General features: G+C 57.8%; 22 protein-coding genes and 1 tRNA gene. 14 read left to right on the plus strand and 9 right to left on the minus strand.

All coding sequences use genetic code 11. The features are described 5' to 3' along the window. Positions 1-100: 100 nt before the first annotated feature. Genes HDF10_RS05435 through HDF10_RS05445 form a run of 3 tightly spaced genes read left to right on the plus strand, consistent with a single transcriptional unit; the run spans position 101 to position 2,948 of the window. A complete protein-coding gene (locus HDF10_RS05435; protein ID WP_183811151.1) occupies positions 101-304 on the plus strand; it encodes an excisionase family DNA-binding protein in 204 nt (67 codons plus the stop codon). A gap of 10 nt (positions 305-314) precedes the next feature. Further along, positions 315-803, plus strand: a complete 489-nt coding sequence (locus HDF10_RS05440; protein WP_183811153.1) for a hypothetical protein — start codon at positions 315-317, stop codon at positions 801-803. Beyond that, positions 804-2,948 (plus strand): AAA family ATPase, encoded by a 2,145-nt coding sequence (locus tag HDF10_RS05445; protein WP_183811155.1) that lies wholly within the window; start codon positions 804-806, stop codon positions 2,946-2,948. 701 nt (positions 2,949-3,649) lie between these two features. Here the strand turns inward: HDF10_RS05445 and HDF10_RS05450 are convergent. After that, positions 3,650-3,724, minus strand: a tRNA-Val gene (locus HDF10_RS05450). A 253-nt stretch (positions 3,725-3,977) separates the two neighbouring features. Here HDF10_RS05450 and HDF10_RS05455 point away from each other — a divergent pair. The 3 genes from HDF10_RS05455 (at position 3,978) to HDF10_RS05465 (ending at position 5,996) form a co-directional block, all read left to right on the plus strand. Then, entirely contained in the window at positions 3,978-4,682 is a 705-nt protein-coding gene (locus HDF10_RS05455; protein WP_311732670.1) for an RNA polymerase sigma factor, read from the plus strand. 66 nt (positions 4,683-4,748) lie between these two features. Continuing rightward, positions 4,749-5,252 (plus strand): anti-sigma factor family protein, encoded by a 504-nt coding sequence (locus HDF10_RS05460; protein ID WP_183811159.1) that lies wholly within the window; start codon positions 4,749-4,751, stop codon positions 5,250-5,252. Positions 5,253-5,471: 219 nt separating this feature from the next. Beyond that, positions 5,472-5,996, plus strand: coding sequence for a DUF3106 domain-containing protein (locus tag HDF10_RS05465; protein WP_183811161.1), 525 nt, complete (start codon positions 5,472-5,474; stop codon positions 5,994-5,996). 546 nt (positions 5,997-6,542) lie between these two features. On the opposite strand, the gene HDF10_RS05470 is transcribed toward HDF10_RS05465, so the two are convergent. Next, the gene (locus HDF10_RS05470; RefSeq protein ID WP_183811163.1) at positions 6,543-7,133 is read right to left on the minus strand and encodes a DUF1579 family protein; all 591 of its coding nucleotides are present in this window, start codon (positions 7,131-7,133) and stop codon (positions 6,543-6,545) included. Positions 7,134-7,243: 110 nt separating this feature from the next. Between HDF10_RS05470 and HDF10_RS05475 the strand changes: the two genes are divergently transcribed. Together HDF10_RS05475 and HDF10_RS05480 are read left to right on the plus strand one after the other, a co-directional pair. Further along, the gene (locus HDF10_RS05475; RefSeq protein WP_183811165.1) at positions 7,244-7,585 is read left to right on the plus strand and encodes an ArsR/SmtB family transcription factor; all 342 of its coding nucleotides are present in this window, start codon (positions 7,244-7,246) and stop codon (positions 7,583-7,585) included. A 440-nt stretch (positions 7,586-8,025) separates the two neighbouring features. Beyond that, positions 8,026-9,279: a peroxiredoxin family protein gene (locus HDF10_RS05480; protein WP_183811167.1), complete on the plus strand. Its 1,254-nt coding sequence runs from the start codon at positions 8,026-8,028 to the stop codon at positions 9,277-9,279. A 362-nt stretch (positions 9,280-9,641) separates the two neighbouring features. Here the strand turns inward: HDF10_RS05480 and HDF10_RS05485 are convergent, their stop codons facing one another. After that, entirely contained in the window at positions 9,642-10,577 is a 936-nt protein-coding gene (locus HDF10_RS05485) for a proline dehydrogenase family protein (protein WP_183811169.1), read from the minus strand. Positions 10,578-10,877: 300 nt separating this feature from the next. Here HDF10_RS05485 and HDF10_RS05490 point away from each other — a divergent pair, with 300 nt between their 5' ends. After that, on the plus strand, positions 10,878-12,131 hold the full coding sequence (locus tag HDF10_RS05490; RefSeq protein WP_183811171.1) for an alkaline phosphatase family protein: 1,254 nt from the start codon (positions 10,878-10,880) through the stop codon (positions 12,129-12,131). A gap of 73 nt (positions 12,132-12,204) precedes the next feature. Here HDF10_RS05490 and HDF10_RS05495 read toward each other — a convergent pair whose 3' ends face one another. The 4 genes from HDF10_RS05495 to HDF10_RS05510 form a co-directional block, all read right to left on the minus strand. Beyond that, complete coding sequence (locus HDF10_RS05495) at positions 12,205-12,762, minus strand: hypothetical protein (RefSeq protein WP_183811173.1); 558 nt, start codon at positions 12,760-12,762, stop codon at positions 12,205-12,207. A 231-nt stretch (positions 12,763-12,993) separates the two neighbouring features. Beyond that, positions 12,994-14,781: an amidase gene (locus HDF10_RS05500; RefSeq protein WP_183811175.1), complete on the minus strand. Its 1,788-nt coding sequence runs from the start codon at positions 14,779-14,781 to the stop codon at positions 12,994-12,996. 142 nt (positions 14,782-14,923) lie between these two features. Next, a complete protein-coding gene (locus HDF10_RS05505) occupies positions 14,924-15,496 on the minus strand; it encodes a hypothetical protein (protein ID WP_183811177.1) in 573 nt (190 codons plus the stop codon). Between the two features lie 150 nt (positions 15,497-15,646). Next, positions 15,647-16,927 carry a zinc dependent phospholipase C family protein gene (locus HDF10_RS05510; RefSeq protein WP_260177621.1) on the minus strand — a complete coding sequence of 427 codons (1,281 nt, stop codon included), beginning with the start codon at positions 16,925-16,927 and terminating at the stop codon, positions 15,647-15,649. Positions 16,928-17,268: 341 nt separating this feature from the next. Here HDF10_RS05510 and HDF10_RS05515 point away from each other — a divergent pair, with 341 nt between their 5' ends. Beyond that, positions 17,269-17,928 (plus strand): cysteine hydrolase family protein, encoded by a 660-nt coding sequence (locus tag HDF10_RS05515; RefSeq protein WP_183811181.1) that lies wholly within the window; start codon positions 17,269-17,271, stop codon positions 17,926-17,928. Positions 17,929-17,984: 56 nt separating this feature from the next. Here HDF10_RS05515 and HDF10_RS05520 read toward each other — a convergent pair whose 3' ends face one another. After that, positions 17,985-18,596 (minus strand): D-sedoheptulose-7-phosphate isomerase, encoded by a 612-nt coding sequence (locus HDF10_RS05520; protein WP_183811183.1) that lies wholly within the window; start codon positions 18,594-18,596, stop codon positions 17,985-17,987. Between the two features lie 278 nt (positions 18,597-18,874). Continuing rightward, positions 18,875-19,231, minus strand: a complete 357-nt coding sequence (locus HDF10_RS05525; RefSeq protein WP_183811185.1) for a cupin domain-containing protein — start codon at positions 19,229-19,231, stop codon at positions 18,875-18,877. Between the two features lie 233 nt (positions 19,232-19,464). Here HDF10_RS05525 and HDF10_RS05530 point away from each other — a divergent pair, with 233 nt between their 5' ends. The 4 genes from HDF10_RS05530 to HDF10_RS05545 all read left to right on the plus strand — a co-directional run bounded on the left by HDF10_RS05530 (position 19,465) and on the right by HDF10_RS05545 (position 25,056). Beyond that, positions 19,465-20,934 carry an ammonium transporter gene (locus HDF10_RS05530; RefSeq protein ID WP_183811187.1) on the plus strand — a complete coding sequence of 490 codons (1,470 nt, stop codon included), beginning with the start codon at positions 19,465-19,467 and terminating at the stop codon, positions 20,932-20,934. A gap of 55 nt (positions 20,935-20,989) precedes the next feature. Further along, positions 20,990-21,328, plus strand: coding sequence for a P-II family nitrogen regulator (locus tag HDF10_RS05535; RefSeq protein WP_183811189.1), 339 nt, complete (start codon positions 20,990-20,992; stop codon positions 21,326-21,328). Positions 21,329-21,620: 292 nt separating this feature from the next. Then, on the plus strand, positions 21,621-24,281 hold the full coding sequence (gene glnD / locus HDF10_RS05540) for a [protein-PII] uridylyltransferase (RefSeq protein ID WP_183811191.1): 2,661 nt from the start codon (positions 21,621-21,623) through the stop codon (positions 24,279-24,281). A gap of 172 nt (positions 24,282-24,453) precedes the next feature. After that, the gene (locus HDF10_RS05545) at positions 24,454-25,056 is read left to right on the plus strand and encodes an NADH-quinone oxidoreductase subunit B (RefSeq protein ID WP_183811193.1); all 603 of its coding nucleotides are present in this window, start codon (positions 24,454-24,456) and stop codon (positions 25,054-25,056) included. The last annotated feature ends 96 nt before the right edge of the window (positions 25,057-25,152 follow it).

Raw genomic sequence — 25,152 nt, forward strand, 5'->3', positions numbered from 1 at the left:
TTTTGCGATCAGAAAGAAAATTAGATTCTCATCTTTTTTCTTTCCGCGAAAATGATAAATTCGAACTCGCTTGGAGAGGCACCGAGAAAGGAATACCCGCATGAACACTGCACTAAATCAACGCATCACCATATCTGTCGATGAGGCAATGTCAGCAACCGGAATTGGGAAAACGATGCTTTACGAGTTACTTGGTGATGGGTCACTGCGATCTATCAAGCTAGGAAAGAAGCGTCTCATCATCGTTGAATCACTGCATGAATTGATAGCAAGTATGGAATCTTATGGCGACCTCAGCAAGTAAGGAGCATTCAATGCAACTGCCCAAGTTAGACACGAGTAAAGTGTTCGGCAAGCCAGCGCTATCATTTGTCGGTTTGCAGATTTACTACGACCGTTACGAGCATCAAGATCATCCAATTTTCAAGAAAGATAGGACGTGGTTTCACGCGTTCCCGCAGCAACGTTTGATTCGCGCTGCATTGGGTAGTGAGTTCAACCATTCAGACGCATGCCTAGATCAATTCGGAAAGCGTATCGAACCGTCCAAGCTGTGGGTTAGCGTAGAGCGTCGATTGGGCGATCAGCATCATGTTGTCCAGCCCGTTTATCGTGGGCCGTGCTTCTGGGCGATTGATAAACATGGTTACTTGATGCCAGATGGTGGAAATAACGAGGCAGACAAACTTCTTTATCGCATGCATCTTTCCGAGGGCGCGTACCTGCCGGAGATGATGACGCTTGCTAAGAAGGTCGCTGATGAGTTGTTTGCTGTTACAGAGCAGAATGGCGCGGTCAACTAAATGCCTATCAGCCCTTCTGTTGTCCAAAGTCAGCGCATTGCCCTTGTTTCGAACGGGTATGCGCGCGTATTAGTTGAAACGAATGGAAAGAGGCCCGTTGAACCCTCATGGCCCGAACGTTCACGTCAAGCAACGTTAGAGACTGTATCTAGTCAATGGGTGTCCAACGATGCACTCAATACTGGTGTACTGTGTGACGAGTTGTGCGCAATTGACATCGACGTAGATAACAACCAAGAGCTTGTAAGCAATATTATCGAGCTCGCACGGCAACTGTTGGGGCCGGGTGCGCCGATTCGTTACAGAGGCAACAGCACCCGCGTGCTCACACTTTATCGCGTAATGAATCACACAATGGCACAACGCCACAAGACCGTGAGAGGGACACATGGGAGCGTTGACTTCCTAAGTGGACTACGGCAATTCGTTGCGTATGGTGAGCATGAGAGCGGGGCAGAATACCGTTGGGATGTGGAGTTGAAAACGATCCCCCGCACTTCATTGCCTACCGTTACTTATGAGGACGTAAAGCACTTCCGTACTCAGCTAGCCGAGTTGATGGGTGAAATCGCTTCCCATGTGGTGCCTGCACAACCGAATACAGCAGTACCCGCGTTCGTTCCATGTGCTGCTCCAGACGGATTCGCACCAATGGCGGCACGCTTACCAGCTACGAAACAGGAACTTGCCTATGCACAAGCGGCTCTCAACAATGAAGTTGATAAGCTCTGCGCAATGCGTTCAGGATCGCACCGAAACAACGCGCTGAATATCGCCGCACATAGCCTTGGCACGATGGTTGGCAGTGGGTGGATTGACGCTGCGACAGTCGTCCGCGCTCTCTTTAGTGCAGCGATATCTAATGGGTACGTTGCCAAGCGTGGGGAGGAAGCAGCTAAGAATTCGATTGTCTCGGGTCTGAACGCTGGCATGGAGAAGCCGCGCGATCCGCTAGCCTCTGACAAGCCGCTAGGCAGCTTGCCGGGCAATCTGGTAGACCCTCGCACGACCAAAGCCGCCAGCAAAGCCTCAGCCGCAAATTCAACCGCTGTAGCGGGCCAGCCAAAGGGCAAAACGACGGTGGAGCTTGTGGGCATGGGCGACGTAGTAGAGAAGCCCATCACTTGGCTTTGGCCGGGGTATCTTCCCTCTGGTGCGCTTACCCTACTGGCAGGACAGGCTAGCACTGGTAAGAGCACGCTTTCGTTTGGGCTGGCCGCTACGGTGTCGAACGGCGGGCATTGGCCCGATGGTACGCGCTGTGCAACTCCGGGCACCGTGTTGATATGGTCAGGCGAGGATGATCTAGCTACGACTGTGAAGCCGCGTCTTATGGCTGCTGGCGCGGCGATGAATAGGGTGGGCGGTGTCAAAGGGACTATTGATGAACAAGGTATGAAACTGCCGTTTGATCCATCTACCGACATGGGCAAATTGCGCGAGGCCGCAACTGCGCTTGGTGGCGTAGCGTTACTCATCATTGATCCAATCGTAAGCGCGGTGACTGGTGACATGAACAAAGCCAACGATGTGCGCCGCAGCTTGCAGGCGGTCGTTGATTTCGCTTCTGAGTTTGGATGCGCCATCATTGGCATCACCCACTTTGCAAAGAACACCCAGGGCAAGCGAACAACGGATAGGGTGCTGGGTTCGCAAGCCTTCGCCGCGCTTGCACGCATGGTGCTAGTGACGGCCAAGGAAGAGGATTCGGATGAGCGCGTATTTACTCGTGACAAAACCAACATCACGATTGAGGGCGGTGGCTTTCATTACACGATTGAAGCTGTCCCGCTTCACAGCAACATTGTAGGAACTCGCGTGGTGTGGGGCGGCGCGGTGGAAGGTAGTTCTCGTTCCATCCTTTCTTCTATTGAGGGCGAGGAAATTCCGATATCCGGCAAGAAGTCAGACGAAGCGAGGAACTTTTTGTATCGCGTGCTGGCAAACGGCGCGGTTCCGGCTAAGGACGTTCAGAAACAGGCGAGGGCTGAGGGGATTGCCGAAGTCACTCTGCGGCGCACCCGCGAGTCTATGAACATAGTGCCCGCGAAGATCAAAGGAGACTTTGCCGGGCCGTGGATGTGGGAATTGCCACATCATGTTGGGATTGCAAACGAAATGCTTAGGGATATCAAACCGTCATAGCCTGAAGTGTTGACCATCAGACAGACTGGCATCCGGGTTTCGAATCAGTATTGACAATGGAAAACGGAACCGATCCCCGCGTCATCTCTGCTGACAGAATGGATGGAGGAGTTGTCGTCTCATTCGATGACGGCAAGACTGCTCTCTATCCTGCACATCTTCTGCGCGCAATGCTCCCACAAGCCAAGCAAATGAACGATGTAGATTTTGGAAGTCGTCGAAGTTGATCATCGTTGCCCTCCATATATTCGATGATCATCTTGGGCATCTTCGATGTTGATCATTGTATGAAGATGATCATGCTAAGTCCTTTAGATATAGAAGATGATCATAAAAAAACTAATAGGACATCTTCACCATTTGGGTGAAATCGACGTCTGTGAAGTTGATCAAATTTAGATAGTCAAAGACTATTGCGATTGGTCGTGTGTGTCCATAAAAACGGCAAATAAATATGCCGTACGACACCGACGAATCAAAATCTGCACGAAGCAATTATGGGCAGAGAGTAGTTATGCGCGAGCGTGTTCCGGGATCGAGAAACTAACACTGCGCAATCCCAACAATATCAATGCAATCAATTAGTTAGATGCCACTTGCACGCGTCGTGATGTGTAGAGACTGGCAGTGCGATATGCCGTAAAATATGACGTACGCTGTGTTGGGTGACAGCATATGTCTTCATAAGTTGTTGATATGGTTGGTGGGCACAGCAGGATTCGAACCTACGACTTCCACCGTGTGAAGGTGGCACTCTACCGCTGAGTTATGCGCCCGGAATGGCTTCGGCTGCCGCGCAAGCCGTTCGCCCAAGCTTCTGTACAGAATAGCATTCCTCGCCTTCCAAAACCAGATTCCAACTCATCAGGTCCCGTAGTTGCTGGAGATACGCTCTAGTTACGGGGAATACTTGGGGTGCGCTTTCGATAACGGTACAATCGGCCTGTAGAAATGTCCTCTCCCTCTCCGAATTTTCGTCACCGAGACCCCCATGCCCCCCCTGAACAGGACGGCGCGGAGGAGATTCCGGTGAAATTTGATCAACAGACGCAACCCCGCGAGGAAGATGGGGTTGAGGATGATATGGCTACGCTGGCGATCAATCCGAGACTCTTTGAAAACCTTCCGGTTGCAGAGACACACCGTGCGGCCGGCGACTTTGGACAGATGGACGACGCGGCAATCATGCTCGAGTTGAGCGCCGGAAACATGGCCGGGTTCGACTTTCTCATCCAGAAGTACCGCAAGCCCATTGTTCACTTCATGTATCGCATGGTGCACAACCAGGCAGTCGCAGAGGAGCTGGCACAGGAGGTCTTCCTCCGGGTCTACCGTTCTCGCGAGACCTATCGTGCTGAAGCCCGGTTCAGCACCTGGCTCTACCGGATCGCGACTAATCTGGGAGTGAACTACGCGCGCGATACCCGGCACGAACGGACAGCATCTACCGTCTATCTCGATGAAGCCGACTCCGAGACAGGGACAACGCCCGATGTTGCGGACTCAACGCCCGATGTCGAAGCCAAACTCCTGAGGCAGGAGCGTCTGAATGCCATTCGCGAGCATGTACTCGCGCTTCCGGAGCGGCAACGCATGGCCGTACTCATGCATAAGTATGAAGGTATGGATTACAAGCAAATTGGAGATGTTCTCAAATTGAGCGAGTCCGCCACGAAGTCGTTGCTCTTCCGCGCCTATCAGACACTGCGCGAAAAGCTGAAGGCTTTTGTTTAGATTCGCTGGAGTTTTTACGCGCGCCTCTTGAACGCGCTGGCTGAAAAGAAATTGGAAAGGTTCACAATGATCTGTAAAGACTGTCAATCCGCAATGGTCGATCTCCTTCTGGATCCGACTGCGCCTGCGAGTCGAGAGATGCAGGCCCATATCGAGTCATGCGCCGCCTGCGCCCAGGAGTTCAAGTCCATGCAGGCGACCTTCGCGCTGCTCGATACCTGGAAGGCTCCGGAGCCTTCGCCTTACTTCGATCAAAAGCTGGCTGTGCGCCTCCGCGAAGAGCAGACCCTGGCACCGGCCGGCTGGTTTGAGAAGCTAAAGGCTCGCCTGCTCTTCAATACAGGGCGCCAGCTTCGTCCAGCGCTTGCCGGTGGCCTTGCACTAATCCTTCTGGTGGGCGGCGGAACCGTTGCCAATCTCACCGGATTCCATCACTCGGCTCCTCAGACCTCAGCGGCGGTGCAAGACCTGCAGATCCTCGATAAGAACGATCAGGCTCTGCAAACGATGGATCAACTCTTGCAAGACGATGCTCCGGCCGATGATTCCACGGCCCAGCCCAGCAGCTAGTCTCCGGTTTGACTTCAAGAAAATTGATTGAAGGGAGATGGAACACGATAAGCTGCTGTAAACACAAAGTTTTATGGAACTGCGGTTCTTCTATTCGCTGAAAACATGCCATTTTCTCTTCATTTACGGCGTTTTGCTCGACTAGCTCTTGCCGGGATGATTTTGTCATCCACGATAACGATTACCTTGGCCCAGCCGGCGCCTGCGCATAGAGCCGGGGTGGGATTCCGTGCGCCCGTCGCGCAGTCGCGGCCCGCCCCGGGGCTTGAGCCGAAGCGAAATCAGGAGCATCTGGCCCAGTGGATGAACCGTCACAGCAACCTTCCTCTCGCGGAGCAGCAGCGCGCTTTGGAAAATGAGCCCGGCTTTCGCGATCTACCCCCACCGACCCAGCAGCGTATGCGCGATCGCCTGACGCAACTGAATAATATGACGCCCGAGCAGCGCCAACGGATCCTTGACCGCACCGAAGCAATGGAGCGTCTCACGCTGCCGCAACGACAGCAGGTTCGCGGCGCGATGCAACAGCTTGGCGGGCTTCCTGAAGATCGTCGCCGTCTGGTTGCCCGTGCCTTCCGCGACCTTCGCGAGATGCCCCAACCCCAACGCCAGGCTATTCTCGACTCGGATCGCTTTCGCGGTCAGTTTTCCGATCAGGAGCGGAGCACACTCTCCAATCTTCTTGCTGTCGAACCCTATCTTCCGGTCCGGCGGCCAAATGACGGGACTACGTACGGAAAATAATCCAGGTTATTTTACAGAGTCGCCGACAGAGAGTAGCCGCCCGAAGGCGGCTATTTTTTGTTGCAGCTTTTTGTTGCAGGGTGGGGGCGGGGCTATGGGTGAGGGACACCGTCTGCTTTTTGGCCCAGCTTCTAGAGTATCTCCGGAGGTAGACGATCAAGCCAATCAGGATTGCGGCGAGGTGATCGCGAAGTACAAACAGATCCGAGATATCTCCTGAACGGTCTCCCTCCCCATAGTAGATACAGTCTGCGCTGGCCCCCGTTTACTATCCATACAACTTTGGCAGAACGGCCATGGTTCCTTTGCGCAAGGCCCAGGAGTGCCTTCGCTACCCGTGATTCGCCAGGGACCCCAAAAATGGTGGTTCTGCGATGAGCCTGCAGCGCGCGCTGAGTGACTTTGGAGACTCTGCCGATTATTCGCGTATTGATGACGAGAAGAGCGTTTATCGGACTGACGTTGGCCGAACAGGAGCAGCCAACCGACCGGCCGTGGGTCGCCAGAACTCCGGTCAATGATCCTGCAGGTGTTGTCGGCGATTCATCAACGCGTCTGCCTTCGCACATATTCATACTTGTGCTTCAGCCAACTATTTCCATTGCCATCCGCAAGGTTGAAGTACTGGTCTTTCTCATCGTGGTTCGCATCGGTTTGCCGGATCACTTCCTGCATCGAGAGAAGTTGACCGGCTCTTGAACCTACCATCGGAACAGCAAAGGGCTCGAACACAATACGTATGTTGGCGATGTCACCGCGATCCGCACTCGATGCAGGCATCATTCCTACCGAAGCGCGGGTATCCATCGACACGTACTTCCAGCGTCCTTCGATGCGGTGGTAGCTCAGGTAATCAATCCGCTGAATTTGCGAGGCCGGCGCACCAACGGCCGGCTCCAAGACTTCCTCAAGAAATTCTCCAACCATCCTCCGCTCCGCTACCCATGCAGTGGTCGTCGGCACAGCACCGGGCGAATCCCAAATGGTTTCTTTCACATTCCAAACACCAGCGCGCTGTGCCAACTGAGCGTTCTCTCGTCCGATGTCAGCAGCCTTGTTGCTTTTTTGCCCGTACAAAGGCGAGAACGCGAGACCAGAGGCATAAGAGAGAGTAATCAGGATGCGTCGGATAGACATAGAACCTCCGTATGTTCGACATTATTCGAACATGAATGAGACATTCAGATCAGACGCGAGGATGCACTATTGTTCTATTTTTTTCGAACACAACGGGGTATAAACAGAGAATGGGTATTGACAAGAAGCCCGTCGACGCTGAGAACAGCGTGCTCTCTCTAGCCCACGTGCTTCAAGCTTTTGCGGACCCGGCCCGTTTAGAGATCGTCCGACAGCTCGATGAAACACCCGACAAAGCGTGTGGAACCTTCGGCATCGACAAGCCGAAGTCAACCATGTCCCACCACTTCAACGTACTTCGCACGAGTGGTATTCTCGGCTTTGAGAAACGTGGCTCAAGTCTGGTGAACTACATCGAGAGGAAACGCCTGGACGCAAGGTTCCCGGGACTGTTGGACAGCATACTTGAAAGTGCCGGTCGACCTGGCAGACCGCGGCGGCGGAGGAAATAAGCTTCGAAAGCCATACAGGGAGACCTCAGTGGATCGATTTAGATGTGCCGCCCTCCGGTACATTTCAGGATCGGCTACATTGCTACCGACAAGTCGGCTTGTGTTTACTCACCGTCGGCGTTATAAATCGCGACTAGCGATAATCGACCCGAAGCACTCGTTGAGAGACGGTGGTTCGAACTCTGGCAGGTCCTCGTAACCCCGGAAGTGGCACCGGCTGTGAGACTGCTAGCGTATAGGATCGTAGCAGTCTCTTGACCTCTCTTGACCTGTCCGCACCGCTCGGCCTACCCTATGGGTATGCACTTGCATCACAGCTTCTTCTGTTGTTGTCGCCGCTCCCCGCTGGCCTGACACGCGTGCTCTGAGTCTGTTGATCCAAGCGGACTCCCATTTTGTCTTCACCTCCCATAAATCGCAAGAAAGAATTGAGATCTTCCATGAAGCTCTTCGCCAGTCTTATTCTGGTCGCTGTCTCTGCCGTTGCTCACGGTTCAAAGCAAGGTGCAATCGCCGGTCGCTGGACAGGCGATGCAACCGTCCACGGACAGCAGGTTCCCGTTCGCCTCGAGATTACCGGCAGTGGCAAAAATCTTCAGGCCGCTCTGCTCAACGGCCCGGAGCGAAGCCCCGCATCAAGCGTCAGCTTTGCCGCCAACCATCTCGTGGTCACGTTCAACTATTACGCCCGAACGCTCGATGCCACCGTAGCAGACGGCCATCTGACGGGAACCTTCGGCACCACTGCCACACGCTATCCCGTCAGTCTGACCCTTCATGGCTCAGCCGGCGTCGACACCAAACCGGACGGCCCGGCCATCCCCGGAGACTGGGAGGTGGAGGTTAAATCCTCCAAGGGCGAGTCGGCGTGGCAGCTTCGCATTGAGCCCTCCGCACCTTTGCCTCACTCGGACCAGGTCAAGGCAGTCATTCAACGCATCGACGGCGATACCGGCGCTCTCTACGGAGGCTGGACAGGGCACGAGTACCTGATCGGGCACTTCACCGCCGCCGGCCCGGCGCTCTACAGCGTCACTCCGCAATCCGACGGAACACTTCTGGTCTCCAATAAACTACGGGCAGATGTGAACGAACAGCAGAATCTTGTCGCTCGCAGGCCGGCACAGGCGCGGGCGGCGGCGCTTCCCGGCATGACCGATCCGACGCAGCAGACTACGGTCAAGGACCCGTCGGCGCGCTTTGCCTTCAGCTTTCCGGACCTCAACGGCAAGCTCGTCTCCAACACCGATCCGCAGTTCGACGGCAAGGTCGTAATCGTTGCGATCGGCGGGTCCTGGTGCCCCAACTGCCACGACGAAGCGCCCATGCTGGAGAGTCTCTACAAGCAGTTTCACAGCCATGGACTGGAGGTGGTGAACCTGTCGTTTGAGGAAGCCGATCAGTTGAAAGACCCGACCCGCCTACGTGCCTTCATCGAAAAATATGGACTTACCTACACGGTTCTGGTCGCGGGAGAGACCGAGCAGTTGAATGAAAAGATTCCGCAGGGCGTGAACCTCAATTGCTGGCCTACCTCGTTCTTTCTGGGACGCGATGGGCGGGTCAGGGAGGTCCATGCAGGCTTTGCCGGCCCGGCGAATCCGCCGGCGCACGAGGCTCTGGTGAAGGAGACAACAGAGCTGGTCGAAAAGCTGCTTGCGGAGCCGGTTCCGACTCAGTCTGCTTCGCGTTAAATTTGGATTTGGTGAAGAAAAAATTTGACCCCGGGGAGACCCGGGGTTTTGCTGTTTTTGCTGAGGTTTTTGAGGGGTGTTTTGGAAAAACGTGGTGGTTGGACGTGGTTTTTTGCTGGTGTGAACGTGGTGGATTGCATGGTAAACGTGGTGAGAAAGACGTCGTTTTCTGACGACGAAAAATACGCCACGTTTTTCGACTTTATTTTTGGCCGGGCCGGCCTATCCAATAGCTACGGATTTTCGGCTTGTGTCTTGCCGGACGGGCCGCCTGCGCGGCGGGCGCCCACTTCGTGGGGTGTATACCCTGTCTTGGTGGGTTAGGTGCTTGGGGCCTCCCGTTGGTCGGCGGGGAAAGAGGGCTAGTTTTTGAAGAAGTTTTTGGCCAGGAAGATTACGTTGGCTGGGCGTTCGGCGAGGCGGCGCATGAAGTAGGGGTACCACTCGGGGCCGAAGGGGACGTAGACGCGGACGCCGAAACCCTCGGCGGCGAGACGACGCTGAAGGTCGCGGCGGACGCCATAGAGCATCTGGAACTCGAAGGCGGACTTGTCCAGATTGTTCTCGCACACGAAGGTTCGCATCTGCTCGACGATGGCTTCGTCGTGGGTGGCGATGCCGCAGAAGACGCCCTTGCCGGTTGCTGGATTGGAGAAGGTGACTACGCGCTTCATGAGTTTGACGTAGTTGGCGTCGACGTCGGACTTGGCGGGGAAGGCGATCTCGGGGCCTTCCTTGTAGGCTCCTTTGCAGAGTCGGATGCGGATGCCCTGGTTGAGGAGGCGTTCGGTGTCGACTTCGGTGCGGAAGAGATAGGCCTGGAGGACGGTGCCGACTGCGCCGGGGAATTTGGCGGCAAGGTGCTCGGTCATGGCGATGGTGGCTTCGGTGTAGGGGGAGCCTTCCATGTCGATGCGGACGAAGGATTGGACGTGGGAGGCGTGCTCGACCATCTCGCCGACGATGCGCTCGGCGAGGGCGGGATCGAAGTCCATGCCGACCTGGGAGAGCTTGACGCTGACGTTGGCGTTAAGGCCGCGGGTGTGGATGGCGTCGAGGAGTTCGTGGTAGATGTCGGCGGAGTTGCGGGCTTCGGCTTCGGTGGTGACGGATTCACCGAGGGAGTCGAGGCTGACGGCGATGCCTTCTTTGTTGACGCGCTGGCAGGCGGCGAGGGCCTCCTCAACGGACATGCCGGCGACGAAGCGGCCGGACATCTTTTTTCCCATGGCGGAGCGCTCTGAGAAGGAGCGCAGGGACTTGTTTTGAGAGAGAGCGATAAAAGCAGATCGAAGCAACCGTGGTACTCCTGATTCGCCTGTGGGCGAGAGTTCTATTGTTTCATGTTGATCGCTTTCTCGACAGCGTGGCCACAATCCGCAGGGGGTGATGGCGGGACGGCTGGCCTGGGAGCCGGTTTTTGCGGGATAAAGAAAATTCTGCCCGGTGTTTTGCAGGATGGACGGGTCACAATTTGCTGGGTGGGGATGCGCGCTTTTCATACCAATGCAACAAAGATGGGCTAGTGTCCTCCTGCCGAGCCAACATTCCAATTTGAGTATTCCTGTGGTGCGCTCGCGCCAAAAGGAGATGGACCGATGATCAGCAAGACAGTAACTCTAGGTGTTCTCGCTACGGCCCTGGTGAGCACGATGTCCGCTCAGGAGGGCCCTACGCCAACAGGCATTCCGACACTGGATCACGTGTTTGTGGTGATGATGGAGAACCACGGGTACAGCCAGATCGTGAACAATCCAAACGCCCCGTTTATCAACCAGTATGCGAATTTGCACAATGTGGGTACCAACTATTTTGCGATTGCGCATCCGAGCCTGACCAACTACCTGGAGATTGTGGGTGGTTCGAACTTTGGCGTGCATACGGATAACTATCCAGACTGGCATAACAAGAACTGCACGACCAATCTGGCCTCGGGAACGGTGGCGACGGATAATCCTGCGAGCCCTCTGATCTGCCCGATTGCAGGCACGGGAACGGATGCGGCGACTCCGGCGATTGATTTCACCAATGAGACGCAGGGCCCTCCGGGAACGATCAACATCGACGGCAAGCAGTCCATTCCGGCAGACAAGCAGATTGTCGGCAAGACGATTGCGGATCAGCTGGCGGCGAAGGGGATGAGCTGGAAGAGCTACCAGGAGAGCATTCCTCTGAACAGCATTGATCTGGTGAACTACAGCGACGGGTACTTCAGCAACCGGACCGACTTCGCGAACATGCTGCCGCACCAGAATCCGCCGCTGACGTCCGCTGGGATTGTTGCGCTGTATGCGGCCAAGCATAATCCGTTCGTCTACTTCCAGAGCGTGCAGGAGGGAGTTGACCGGCAGAACAGTCTGAAGAATACTGCTGACTTTATCGACTCCAATGGCTTGTATGCGGACCTTAGCTCGGGGCATGTGCCGGCGTACTCGTTTATCGTGCCGAACCAGTGCAATGACCAGCATGGACGGGGCAATGCGGGACCGTTCTGCGCGTTTGATCCAACCGATAATGGGACGCAGGCTGGGTTGAATCCGGCGCTGATCTATCGGGGCGATGTGGCGGTGAAGGAGATTGTGAACTCGATCCACAACTCGCCGGTGTGGAAAGAGGGCAAGAGCGCGATTGTTGTGGTGTGGGATGAAAACGACTACAGCACAGCCCCGGAGACCAACCAGGTGCTGCTGATTGTCGATACCAACTATGGAGTCAGCGGGGTACGGAGCGGAGTACGCTATGACCACTTTGCATTGCTGAAGACGATTGAGGCCGGGCTTGGGCTGCCGTGCCTGAATCACGCCTGCGACGCGAACGAGACAGTCATGTCGGATCTGTTCGGTCTGAAGTAGCAGGAAGCAGTGCGATCCAGACTGTAGCCGCTGATGCCGGGAGCGTCAGCGGCTATTGTTGGAGTGGCCCAAATCACATTACTAAGCCGGGGTCTTCCGTTCTTATCAGATATCTGCTGTCGCGCAGATGTTGGTGGAGGTTGGCCAGATGGAAGAGGTATTGATCGAAGCCTGTTGCCATCAGCTTCATCATCTCGGCCCGCTTGCCTACTGCGGCCATGAGGTAGCACTCTCTGCCCATCGAGGAGTAGAAGTTGATGTTGTGGCGGTGCTTGTTCTGGCTTTGAAAGAAGCCGGCGTAGAGGAGAATGTGCGCGCCGGCGGACTCCATCCAGAGAGGATTCTTCGCACTGGTGAGCTGGCGCATCATGAGTTCGGCGATCTGGGTGAGGTCGGCAAATTGGCGGAACTCCTGATCGCCGGGGTTGTAGTCGGGGGAGAGGACCTCGGCTCGATCGACCGACTGGAGGCAGAAGTGACCGAGGACGCTTGCGAGGTATACGCCGGTGGAGTCGCTGATCTGGGACCACTGCTCAGTGCCTATCGACTCGTGGAGATTTGAGGCCCAGAAGTTGAGAGCTCGTTCCTCGGTGACTCCGTAGAGATCGTCAAAGTAGTTAGTTGATGACATCTGCACCCCCTGGCCCGTGTTTCGCGAACAATACGGCATTGTTATCCCGTAGCTGTCATGGCGGGAGTGTTTATTTTGCCTGGACGTACCCAGTTGAGTACATGGTGCTATTGGTGTATTGAAAGATATGTCCTGCCGGACGGGCGCCCTGCCGCGGTCGGCGGTCACTTCGTGACTTGTATACCTTTTCTGGGTGGCGTGATGGCTTGAGGTCCTCCCGTTGGTCGGGGCCTAGAAGCCGAGTGGGTTTTCGCTGGCTACGTTGAAGTGATGCTCGAGGGCTAAGCCTGCGCTGGCTATGGTGCCCTCGTCGAAGAGGCGGCCTATGAGGGTGACGCCGTGCGGGACGCGTCTCGGTGGGTTGAACTTTGGGAGAGGCTTGGCTGGGTCGGGTGCCCAGTCGCTGCGAGCCTCGGAGACTTCGACGAAGCCGGCGCGGAGGGTGAGGGAGGGATGGCCGGTGAAGTTGGTGAGGGTGAGGATCTCGTCGCGGAGGGAGGGGACGAGGAGGAGGTCGACTTCGGCCATGATGCGGGCCATCTCTTGCGCGACCATGCGGCGGAGGCGGTCGGCCTGGACGTAGTCGACTGCGGAGAGGAAGCGGGATTGTCGGAAGGTGTTGGGCCAGGCGTCGGGGACCTGGGCTTTGAGCTGGTCGAGCTGATGGTTGAGGGTGATCTCTTCGAAGGCAGCGGCGGACTCGGCGAAGAGGATGAGGTCGAGGTTGTCATAGGGCCAGTCGGGGAGGGTGACTTCGACGGGCGTCATGCCGAGTGTGGTGATGGCGGCGAGGGCGGCGCGGTCTACGTCGGTGGCGGGGGCTTCTTTCATCCACTGCGGGAAGTAGCCTACTTTTAGATTTTTTATTGGGGCTTGTGCGTCGAAGTCGAGTTTGCTGGGGACGCACGAGACGTCTTTGCCGTCGGGGCCGGTGATGGCGTTGAGGACGAGCATGGTGTCTTCGACGGAGCGAGCCATGGGGCCGAGTTTGTCGAGGGACCAGCAGAGGGTCATGGCTCCGGTGCGGGGGACGCGGCCGTAGGTGGGGCGAAGGCCGGTGACGCCGCAGCGCATGGAGGGGCTGACGATGCTGCCTCCGGTTTCGCTACCGATGGCGAAGGCTACGAGGCCTGCGGCGGTGGCTGCGCCGGGGCCGGCGCTACTGCCGGAGGAGCCCTCTTCGAGGAGCCAGGGATTCATGGTCTGGCCGCCGAACCAGACGTCGTTGAGGGCGAGGGCGCCGAGGGAGAGCTTGGCGATGAGGACGGCGCCGGCGGCGTTGAGGCGCTCGGTGACGGTGGCGTCGGCGGTGGGGATGCGGTGCTGGAAGGGCTCGGCTCCCCACGTGGTGGCGATGTTGGCGGTGTCGAGGAGATCCTTTGCGCCCCAGGGGATGCCGTGGAGGGGGCCGCGATAGTGTCCGGCGGCGATCTCGGCGTCGGCGGTTTTGGCCTGGGCGAGGGCGTGGTCGCGGGTGAGGGTGATGATGCAGTTGATCTTGGGATTGAGGCGCTCGATGCGTGCGAGGTAGATCTCGGTGAGGCGGGTGCTGGTTAGCTTGCGGGTTTCGATCCAGCGGGAGAGTTGGTGGACGGGGGCGAAGGCGATGGCTTCGTCGGTGGTGGGGAGTGGGGCGTCGGAGTGGGTGCGGAGGAACTCGTTTTTTGCAGGGAGAGTGGGCTGGCCGGGGAGGATGGAGTTGACGGTGGAGTAGGGCACGATGGCGTCGGGGATTGCGACTTTGCGGGGGCCGGTGCGGCGTTCGTAGAGAGGAGCCATGGCGGCGCGCCAGTTGCCGGCGGCCTGGGCTCGGTCTTTTTCAGTGAGAGGGAACTGGACTAACTTTTCGGCTTCGGCGAAGGTGGCGGGGGAGACCTCGGGGCCTACCGAGGGTGAGGTGCCGAAGGCTGGTGGTGCGCCGGGAGTGGCTGGGGTGGAGGGAGTTTGCGCGAGTGCGGAGGCGGAGGCGAGCAGCGTGAGGGTGCTTTGGGTCAGGAATTCGCGGCGGGATTTCGACATTGGTTCCTCTGGTGAGGATTGTAGCGAAAAGATTTGTCCTGCCGGACGGGCCTCCTGCGCGGAGGGCGGTCACTTCGTGACTTGTATACCTTGTCTTGGAGGGTCAGATGCCTGGGTCCTCCCCTTGGTCGGAGGGGAACAGCTAGTCTGGGACCTGCCAGCCTACGGGGGATTGGGCTAGGGTGATGGTGTCGGTGGCCTGGCTGGTGGTGGCGCGGGCCATGGCTGGGAAGGCGGCCTGTACGTCGTGGCTCTCGGCCCAGACAGGGACTTCTTTCATGGTGTAGCTGTAGGTGATGGTGGTCTCTTTGAAGCCGTTGGCGACGGCTACGGGCGTGAAGCTGTTGATGCTGGTGACCTCGCGATGGCCGTAGCAGAAGCGCGGGGCGTAGCGGGTTCCGGCGGGGGCGACGGTGTAGCGGCTGACGTGGATGCTGGTCTCGACGGACTTCTCGAGGAGGAGATTTTTGACCAGGGTGTCGAGCTGCTTGGTCTTTTCGGGGTCGCTGGTCTCGAAGGGGAAGCGGGTGTCGGTGAGGAGGCACTCGGGGTGGTCGAGGTAGTGGTTGTTGATGCCGGTGGTGAAGTTGGCAGGGGTGGCAGCGGCTTTTCCAGTATTGTTGCATCCGGTAAAGACGAGTGGAGCCATGGTTAGAAGGCTAAGTAGGGCGGCGGCGCGTGCGGTGGAGGTCGGCTTGCTTGGAACGATTTTCATCGCTTCTCCTGTCGATCTAACTTCACTGTCGATCTAACTTCTCTGTCAACCAAACTGGTTGGATGCAAGTGCGGAGCGTGGTGGAAGATTGTGGGAGATTGTAACTGCGAGTGGTCCAGGTTTTCGATGCCTTGCGTACGCTCGTCAATGCTACTCGGCCAGGATCTCGTCGGGGATGGGGTCTAGTGCGCCGATGGTCTTCATGGTGGCGAGGGTTTGCAGGTTGGCCTGGACTGCAGCCCATTTCTGGGGATCTTTCTTGGTCTCGATGGGAGATTTCGGGTCGGCGTAGTAGGCGATTAGGTCGTGTTTGAGTTGGAAGGGGACAACGTTGTCAGGATTTTTGGTGATCATGGCGAGAAGCTTGGCGTAGGTCTCGTCGGCGAGGCGGTAGCCGCCGGGGCGAACGATGTCGCCGGTGTCGAGGTCGCGGTTGGAGATGTAGTGGTCGATGGTGTCGAAGTTGGTGAGGACCAGGCGCATGGCCTTGATGGAGCGGTTCACGCTCTTGATGTAGAGATCTTCGGTCTGTTGATTGGGGCCTTTGATGGCGAGGAGTTTGAAGACTCCGAACTTCGGCAGGATGTAGATAAAGCCTGCATAGAGATGGCTGCGGACACCTGGTTTTTGGCGGTAGGCCTCCCAGTCGTTGTCAGTCGCGGCCTGACGGAGATCGAGGGCGAGCGCGTCGAGATCGGGGCTGGGGAGGTCTTCTGGGAAGTTTTTTTTGTGGAGGAGGGTTTCGGCGCGGGCGATGTTGGGAAGGAAGCGGCGGACAGCGTAACGGTAGACTCGGATGGAGGTCTGTTTGCTGCCGATGATGTCGGGGAGACGCAGGCCGTAGGTTTCGAAGAAGGCCTTGCGGAGGAGTGGCATGGGAACTTCGAGGCCTACGAATTTGGTGTAGGCGGAGGGGGCGAAGCGGAGCTTGCTGAGCTGATTGATGTCGAAGGCGAACTCGGTTTGAATGTGGGCGTGGGGGTTCTCCGCGTAGTTGACGGAGGAGCCGTACCTTTGTTCGAGCTTGGGGAATTCGACGGGGACGGATTGGTTGACGGCATATTTGTGACCGAAGTTGTCACCGATGTAGTGGGAGAGAGAGCCGATGGCGAAGGCCAGGTCGTCGGGGGTCTGGGCGTTGTGGAGAAGAGAGAGGACGAAGTCGCCGGAGCGGACGTAGTGGGTGAGGTTGGAGAAGAAGGCGTTGCCGAAGGGGTAGTAGCCGAAGTCCTGAATGGCGCTGCCGCCGTAGGCGTAGCCGTGCGCCTCTTGAAGCTGGGCTTCGGTGAGGGTGGGGAATTTTTTGAGCAGAAGTGGGCGGATGGACTGCTTCCAGGCGAGATCGATGATCGCCTGATGGGTCTGGACGGAGTAGGGAACGGCGGGGATTGCTGAGAGGAGCAGGGCCGCGAGGGTTATCGCTTTGAGCATGATTGGCTTGAGCACGGTGGTCGGGGGATGAACGCGAATGATCTTTGTCCCTTCTGGCTGCTGTCGTGCTGCGCCTTTCACACTGTACATAGCTTGGGGGGAGGAGGAAAGTCTGAGCTTGATGCGACTTTTTCAGGCGCGGCGTGATCCAAGGGGCGTAATGCGAAAGACGTCAGGAAAGTTGTGCTTGGACTTGGTTGATGGATCAACGAAATCCGGGATCATCGATTCCTGTCAAAAAGGCCCCCCGCAACACAACCCTGTTTTTGATAGACACCCTGAATCGGGTTGATCCTCGTCTGGCGTCTGAGAGGCAGATCTCTCATTCAAAAAGGAGAACTATGAACTTTGACAGGAACGATACTGCAGTGGTCTTTATCGACCCGCAGAATGACGTGTTAAGCGAGAAGGGCCTGAGTTGGCCGCTGCTCCACGAGAGTCTTCAGGAAAACAACACGATTGCGAATATGGAGCGCATCTTCAAGGCCGCGAAGGCCTATGGATACGAGGTTTTCATCTCTCCTTATTATTTTTATCCCACCGACAAGGGATGGAAGTTCAACGGTCCTCTTGAATCCGACGAGGTGGTTCATAACGAGTTCGGCCGCAAGGGGGCTTTGACTCTGGATGGCTTTGAAGGGTCTGGTGCAGACTGGCTGGAACGATTCAAGCCTTATATCGAGGATGGCAAGACCATCGTCGTTTCGCCGCATCGCGTGTGGGGGCCGGAGACCAATGATCTTGTTCTACAGCTCCGCAAACGGAGGATCAGCAAGATTATCCTTGGCGGAATGCTGGCCAATATGTGTGTGGAATCTCACCTTCGAGAGTTGGTTGAGCAAGGCTTCGAAGTCGCCGTCGTGAAAGATGCTACGGCAGGACCGAAGCACCCGGAGTGGGGCTATGGCTATACCGCGGCGCTGATCAACTATGCGTTTATTGCACACGCGGTCCCGACGACAGAGGAGGCCGTCAAGGCGATGGAGCGCGGTCCGCAATAAGCAGATCTTACCGTCTACGAACACGGAGCCAGCAGTTGCTGAGGCGGTGTAGACGACTACTCGCTGAGGATCTGGTGCTTGTGGTCGAGGTCGTGGCCGAAGGCGAATCGCTCGACGAGCATGCAGAAGATGTGTTCGAGGGCGAGGTGGGCCTCCTGGATGTTCTGGGTGACATTGGAAGGGATGACGATGCTGTAGTCGCAGAGGGGGCTCATCTTTCCTCCGCCTGCGCCGGTGAAGCCGATGGCGGGGATGCCGATGAGTTTGGCCTGGGTGATGGCGCGGAGGATGTTCTTCGAGTTGCCGGAGGTGGAGATGGCGAGGAAGATGTCGCCGGGCTGGGCGAGGGCTTCGATCTGGCGGGAGAAGAGATGGTCGAAGCCGTAGTCGTTGCCTGCGGCGGTGAGGATGGAGGTGTCGGTGGTGAGGGCGATGGCGCGGAGGGCGGGGCGGTTGACGGTGAGGCGGACGACGAACTCGGCTACGAGATGCTGTGCGTCGGCTGCGGAGCCGCCGTTGCCGGCGACGAGGAGCTTGTGGCCGGATTGCATGGCTTCGGCGGTAAGTTTGGCGATGGAGACCAGGGTGTCGGAGATGTTTTCTTCGGCCAGGACTGCTTGCAGGGTTGCGATGGATTGAGCGAGTTGCTTTTGGACCAGTTGCTTCATGAATTCTCCGGCGTGGCCTTGGCTTGCTGATGCAAGGGTACGGGATGGGTGGGTGTGCTGTCGAAGCAGTATGTCCTGCCGGACGGGCCCGCTGCGCGCGGTGCGGTCACTTCGTGACTTGTATACCCCTTCGGTTGGCGCTCCCGTTGGTCGCGAGGGTAGATGTGCCGACCAGCGGGAGGACCTCTGCTGCTCGTCCTGCCTGGACCGGTATACGCGTCACGAAGTGACCGCTCGCCGCGCAGGCGGCCCGTCCGGCAGGACAAATCTTTCTTTTGTCAGCGGAGGTAGCTGTCGTCTTTGTCGATCCAGTCCTGGCGCGGTGGGGCGAAGATGTCGAAGTCGATGGTGTCTTCGAGGGCGGTGGCGGAGTGGGGAAGGTTGCCGGGGATGACGAGGATCTCGCCTGCTTTGACGGTGTGCGAGGTGCCGTCGTCGTAGTCGAAGCGGAGTACGCCCTCGGTGATGAAGGTGATCTGCTCGTTGGGGTGGGAGTGACGCGGGACGATGCAGCCCTTGGCGAGGACGACGCGGGCGAACATGGCCAGGGTGCCGGTGACGAACTGGCGGGTGAGGAGGGGATTAAGTTGCTCGGGTTCGATTTCGTTCCATCTATGGAGAGTTGCGGTCGACATGATGAGCGCCTTTCGAAGAGTGCGGTGTGGGCTGCGGATGAATTTCTTGCTTTGTGATGCGCGCCGCCTTGTGTAGAGTAAAGCGAACCGGAGCGGTGCAGAGGTGCTTCGCTCTTTTTGATGTATGAAGATTGAGTCGTAGGCTGCCAGATTGGCGAATTGACGGCGTATCTCTTCTCTCCTGCTGCTTCGTTTATTTTGAAATGACTAACTTTGAAACGGGTGATTGAACCATGCGTCTTCCAGTGGCGAAGGTGTTTCTGGCTTTTCTGTTTGCGCTGATAGTCGGCGGAACGGTGGTAGGTGGATCGCGGATGATGGCGCAGACGGCGGCTCCTGCGGCGTCAACGGCAGCGCCTGCGGCTTCTTCATCGCTGAGTCAGGCGGATAGGATCGCGGCGCTGGAGAAGCAGAACGCCGATAATGCCGCGCTGATCGCGGCGGCACAGACCTCGGGTGATAACGCGTGGATGCTGGTTTCGGCGGCGCTGGTGTTGATGATGAGTGGGCCTGGACTGGCATTGTTCTACGGTGGATTGGTGCGGAAGAAGAATATTCTCGGCACGATGATGCAGACCTTCGCGATGATGGCGGTAATCACGGTGCTGTGGGCGCTGGTGACTTATTCGCTGGCGTTTGGCGAAGGGAACGCGTTTATCGGCGGTTTGCACAATGTGTTTCTACGCGGCGTGGGGCTGGCTCCGGATGTGAAGTATGCGGCGACGATTCCGCTCGAGACGTTCATGGTGTATCAGCTGATGTTTGCGATTATTACGCCTGCGCTGATTACGGGCGCGTTTGCGGAGCGGATGAAGTTTTCGGCGATGCTGGTGTTCATGGTGCTGTGGGCGGTGGTTGTTTACAGTCCGATGGCGCATATGGTCTGGGGCAAGGGTGGTTTGTTGAATGCTTCGCTGGGCGGACGGTTTCCTTGTCTGGACTTTGCGGGTGGGACGGTGGTGCATGTGACCTCGGGGGTGTCGGCGCTGGTGACGGCGCTTTATCTGGGCAAGAGGCTGGGGTATCCGAAGGTGCCGATGCCGCCGCACTCGGTGGTGCTGAGTTTTATTGGGGCTTGTTTGCTGTGGGTGGGTTGGTTCGGGTTCAATGCCGGTTCGGCGCTGAGCTCGGGGACACTGGCGACGTCGGCGTTTGTGGCGACTCACTTTGGCGCGGCTGCTGCGGCGATTGGCTGGAGCGTGGCGGAGTGGATTCGGCAAGGGAAGCCTTCGGCGCTGGGAGCGATCTCGGGCGCGGTGGCGGGGCTGGTGGCGATTACGCCGGCTTCGGGGTTTGTGACGCCGATGTCTGCGCTTTGGATTGGGCTGATCGCCGGGGTGGGCTGTTATCTGATGGTGGTGAAGGTGAAGGCGGCGTTTGGGTATGACGATTCGCTGGATGCGTTCGGCGTGCATGGCGCGGGCGGGACGATGGGCGCGATTCTGACTGGCGTGTTCGCCAACAGCGTGATCAATCCGATCTTCGGAGCGGGGAAGGCTACGGGACTGCTTGAGGGGAATGCACACCAGTTGCTGAACCAGCTGGTCGGCGTGGTGATTGCCTGGAGTCTTTCGATTGTGGGAACGCTGGTGATTCTGTTTATCGTGGATAAACTGATCGGGCTTAGAGTGAGCGAGGATGAGGAGCGCGAGGGACTCGATCTTTCGCAGCACGGCGAAGAAGGATACGATTGGGCGCACTGATATTAGGCAGAGCATTTCGGCGGTAGAACGATCGGCTGGAGAGGAAGATACGGATATGCAGAAGATTGAAGCGGTGATTCAGCCGTCGAAGCTGGACGCGGTGAAGGATGCGCTGGTGGAGATTGGCGTTGAGGGGATGACGATCACCGAGGCTCGGGGGCATGGGCGGCAGAAGGGGCATACGGAGTTCTACCGCGGACGCGAGTACTCGGTGGATCTGCTGCCGAAGGTGAAGCTCGAGGTGGTGGTGGCGGACGAGATGCTGGATAAGGCGATTCTGGCGATTACAGGCGCGGCTCGGACGGGGACGATCGGGGATGGGAAGATCTTCATCTCGAAGATCGATGAGGCGATTCGAATTCGTAACGATGAGCGTGGAGAGATTGCGCTCTAGGGAGATGACATGTCTGAAGCGTTCACGACTAAAACCGGTTATGTGAACCGAAATGACCAGGTAGTGATACGTAATTAAGCACCGACCGGGCACGGATCATGGTCAAACGGTGTACCAGCTTGCGTGCTCTCATTGCGGAGATGTCTATGGCGCCAACGGTTCAGATATTTTTGAGCGCAAATGTCCAAAGTGCGGGCGCGGCAGGGAAGGGTTGTCTGTGGAGACCGCTGAATAGCCGTTCGATATAGCTGGTGGAGTTGTGGGCTGTATGCTTTAAGTTCATTCGAGCACAATGACCATGCCAGCAAACGACTCCACAAGTAGCGGAATGCGTGGGATCTACCAGCGGAGGATGCTGGAGGTTCGTGGCGCGTTCGAGGCGGGTGGCGCTTCGGGGGCAGTGACGATTGCTGCGCGGGCTGCGGCGCTGGATGAGTTGGTGCGCGGGCTGTGGGCGCAGGCGATTGAGCGGGATTCGCGGATGGGCAATGGGATCTCTCTGGTGGCGGTTGGCGGGTATGGACGGAGGGAGCTGTTTCCTTACTCGGATGTGGACCTGCTGTTTCTGCTGGACGGGAAGCTGGCCGAGAAGGATGTCAAAGACGCGATTCGGCGCGTGAATCAGGAGATGTGGGACTGCGGGATTCGGGTTGCGCCGGCGACGCGAAGGCTGTCGGAATGCGAGAAGTTCGACGCGGAGAATGCAGAGTTTGCGCTGTCGTTGATGGACCATCGCTGGGTGACCGGAGATGCAATGCTCTATGACAAACTCGCGGAACAGATCGTGCCGAAGCTGCTGCAGCGGGAGCATAAGGCGATAACGGTTCGGCTGCTAGAGCTGACGCGGGCGCGCCATGCGAAGTACGGAGATACGCTGTTTCACCTGGAGCCGAATATTAAAGACTGTCCCGGTGGACTGCGGGATGTGCATGTTTGCGGGTGGATGACGAGGCTGCGTGCTGCGGCCGCGTCGACGCAGAAGAAGGGCGGGGCCGGGGGCGAGGGCGAAGGGGGTGGCGGACCGGCTGCCGATGGCAATGAGTTTCGTAAGGCGGTGGATTTTCTTCGGCTGGTGCGATGTTTTCTGCACTATCGGCATGAGCGGGACGACAATACGCTGGATTGGCAGGCGCAGGATGCAGCGGCAGAGACCGCTGTGGGGATGACGGGTCGCAAGCCGAAGAAGGCGGATGCGGCGTACTGGATGAGGCTTTATTTTCGTCATGCGCGCAGTGTGGAGCGGCGAGTGACGCAGATGCTGGAGGATGCGCCCGCGACCTCTTCGCGACTGCCTGGATTGAAGCGCGATCGGAAGGTGGAGGTGGAGCAGCATGGCTTTCGCCTGGAGCGGGGCCGGGTAGTGCTGGAGACTTCGACCGAGTTCGGTCATGATCCAGCGGAGGATCCGGATGTAGTGTTGCAGGTGTTTGGGGCGATGGCGCGGACGGGAGTGACGCTGGGCGGGGATGCGGAGGAGCGGTTGTCGCAGGGGCTGCCGCTGCTGTCAGCGCATCTGGAGGAGGGGCCGGCGCTGTGGCATCACCTGCAGGGGATATTGAAGGGTGCCTATTCCGGCGATGCGTTGCGGTCGATGCATGCGCTGGGCGTGCTGGAGCTGCTGATCCCTGAGTTTCATGGGATCGATGCTCTGGTGATTCGGGATGCGTATCACCGATACACGGTCGATGAACACACGTTTGTGCTGATCGATACGCTGCATGGGCTGGAGAGCGCGCAGTCGGGTGGTATGGCGGAGTGGGCGACGCGGCTGGGTGGAGTGCTGCGGGAGCTGCCGCATCCGGAGCTGCTGTATCTTGCGGCGTTGCTGCATGACACGGGCAAGGGACGGAGCACGGGCGATCATACGCGGGAGAGTGCGCGGATGGCCGAGAGTGTTCTGGAGCGGCTGGAGCTGGATACGTATGAGAGCGGGCTGGTGGTGAGCCTGATCGCGAATCATCTGGAGATGTCGGCTGCGCTGCGGAGAGATATTTTCGATGAGGAGACGGTGCGGGCGTTTGCGGGAAAGATGCAGACGCCGGAGGCTCTCCGGATGCTGACGTTGTTTACATATGCGGACATCAATGCGGTTCACCCGGATGCGTTGACGCCGTGGAAGGCAGAGAATCTCTGGCAGCTTTTTATCGCTACGGCGAACTATCTGGACCGCAGCGTGGATGAAGAGCGGTTAGGGGCGCAGGAGGAGAGCGAGCTGGTGCATCGGGTGGTGGCTCTGCTGCCGGGGCAGAAGGCCGCGGTGCTCGAGTATCTGGCGGGTTTTCCGGAGCGCTACGTGCTGACGCGGACGCCGGAGCAGGTACGGACACACTTCAAGATGGCGATGGGTTTCGCGAATGACCCGGTGCAGCTTGATTTTCGGTATGCGCCTGCGGTGAGCGAGTTGACGCTGGTGACGCGGGACAGGCCGCAGCTGTTTGCGACGGTGGCGGGCGCGCTGGCGGCTTGGGGGATGAACATCGTTACGGCGGATGCGTTTTCGAACCGGCAGTGGGTGGTGGTGGATACGTTCCGGTTTACCGATAGCTTTCGCACGCTGGAGATGAATGCGTCCGAGCACGAGGCGTTTGTGAAGAGCGTGCATGATGTGATGACCGGAGCGGTGTCGGTGGAGAAGCTGTTGAGCGGGCGGCGGCGGGGAAGACGGAAGGCTCCGCTGGTGGAGGTGGAGACGCGGGTGGAGTTTGACGATGAGGCCTCGTCGCACAGCACGCTGCTGGAGGTGGTGACGCAGGATACGACCGGGCTGCTGCGGGCACTGAGTCTAACGCTGGCGGCGCACGGCTGCAGTATTGAGGTGGCGCTGGTGGATACAGAGGGAGAGACGGCGATCGATGTCTTCTACCTGACGCGCAATGGCGGAAAGCTGGATAAGAACGAGCAGCGGGTGTTGCGGCGGGCTCTGATACAGGCGATCGAGGAGAACGCGCAATAGATTGTGGGGGTGGATTCCGTACTTTGGAGTTCTGCAGGAGCAACCCGGTGAGAGGTCTGCGCATCTAAGCTGCGGTTTGGGATTTCGCTTGCCGCAGGGGTGAAGGATTTGTCCGCAGGATTTATCGACGTGCGGACTATGCGGCGATGGTATGGGGTTTTATATTAGATACATGAGCGACAACACAAGTAACGGCCCGGCAGCGACTCCGCAAAGGAACGATCGCTACCTCTTCGGCAATCTGGAGAGCTCTGGCAAGAACCATGCGAAGGTCACCGAGGTGAGCTGGGGAGACGAGCAGCCGGAGGGCATTGTGCTGGCTTCGATGGACGCCGCGATCAACTGGGTGCGAAAGAACTCCATCTGGCCGATGACCTTTGGGCTGGCGTGCTGCGCGATCGAGATGATGTCGATGGGCGGGTCGCGGTACGATATCGCGCGGTTTGGGGCAGAGGTGTTTCGCCCGTCGCCTCGGCAAAGCGATCTGATGATTATTGCGGGGCGGGTTTCACAAAAGATGGCGCCTGTGATTCGGAGGCTTTACGAACAGATGCCGGAGCCAAAGTGGGTGATCTCGATGGGGGCGTGCGCGACCTCGGGTGGAATCTTCAACAACTATGCTCTGCTGCAGGGGGTCAACCAGGTCATTCCCGTGGATGTGTACGTTCCTGGGTGTCCGCCGCGACCGGAGCAACTGCTGTATGCGATCACGCTTTTGCAGGAAAAGATCCAGCAGGAGCGCGGATCTATACGAAAAACCCTGAATTTGAGTTAATGCATCAAGAAAAGTGCAGTTACTGGATGGGTTCGCCCCTCCCGGTGAACGAACGTTTTTACCGTACACGCTGGTAACGTATTGAAAATAGTGTCA

This window comes from Tunturiibacter empetritectus (genome assembly GCF_014201375.1).
GTDB classification, from domain to species: domain Bacteria; phylum Acidobacteriota; class Terriglobia; order Terriglobales; family Acidobacteriaceae; genus Edaphobacter; species Edaphobacter lichenicola_D.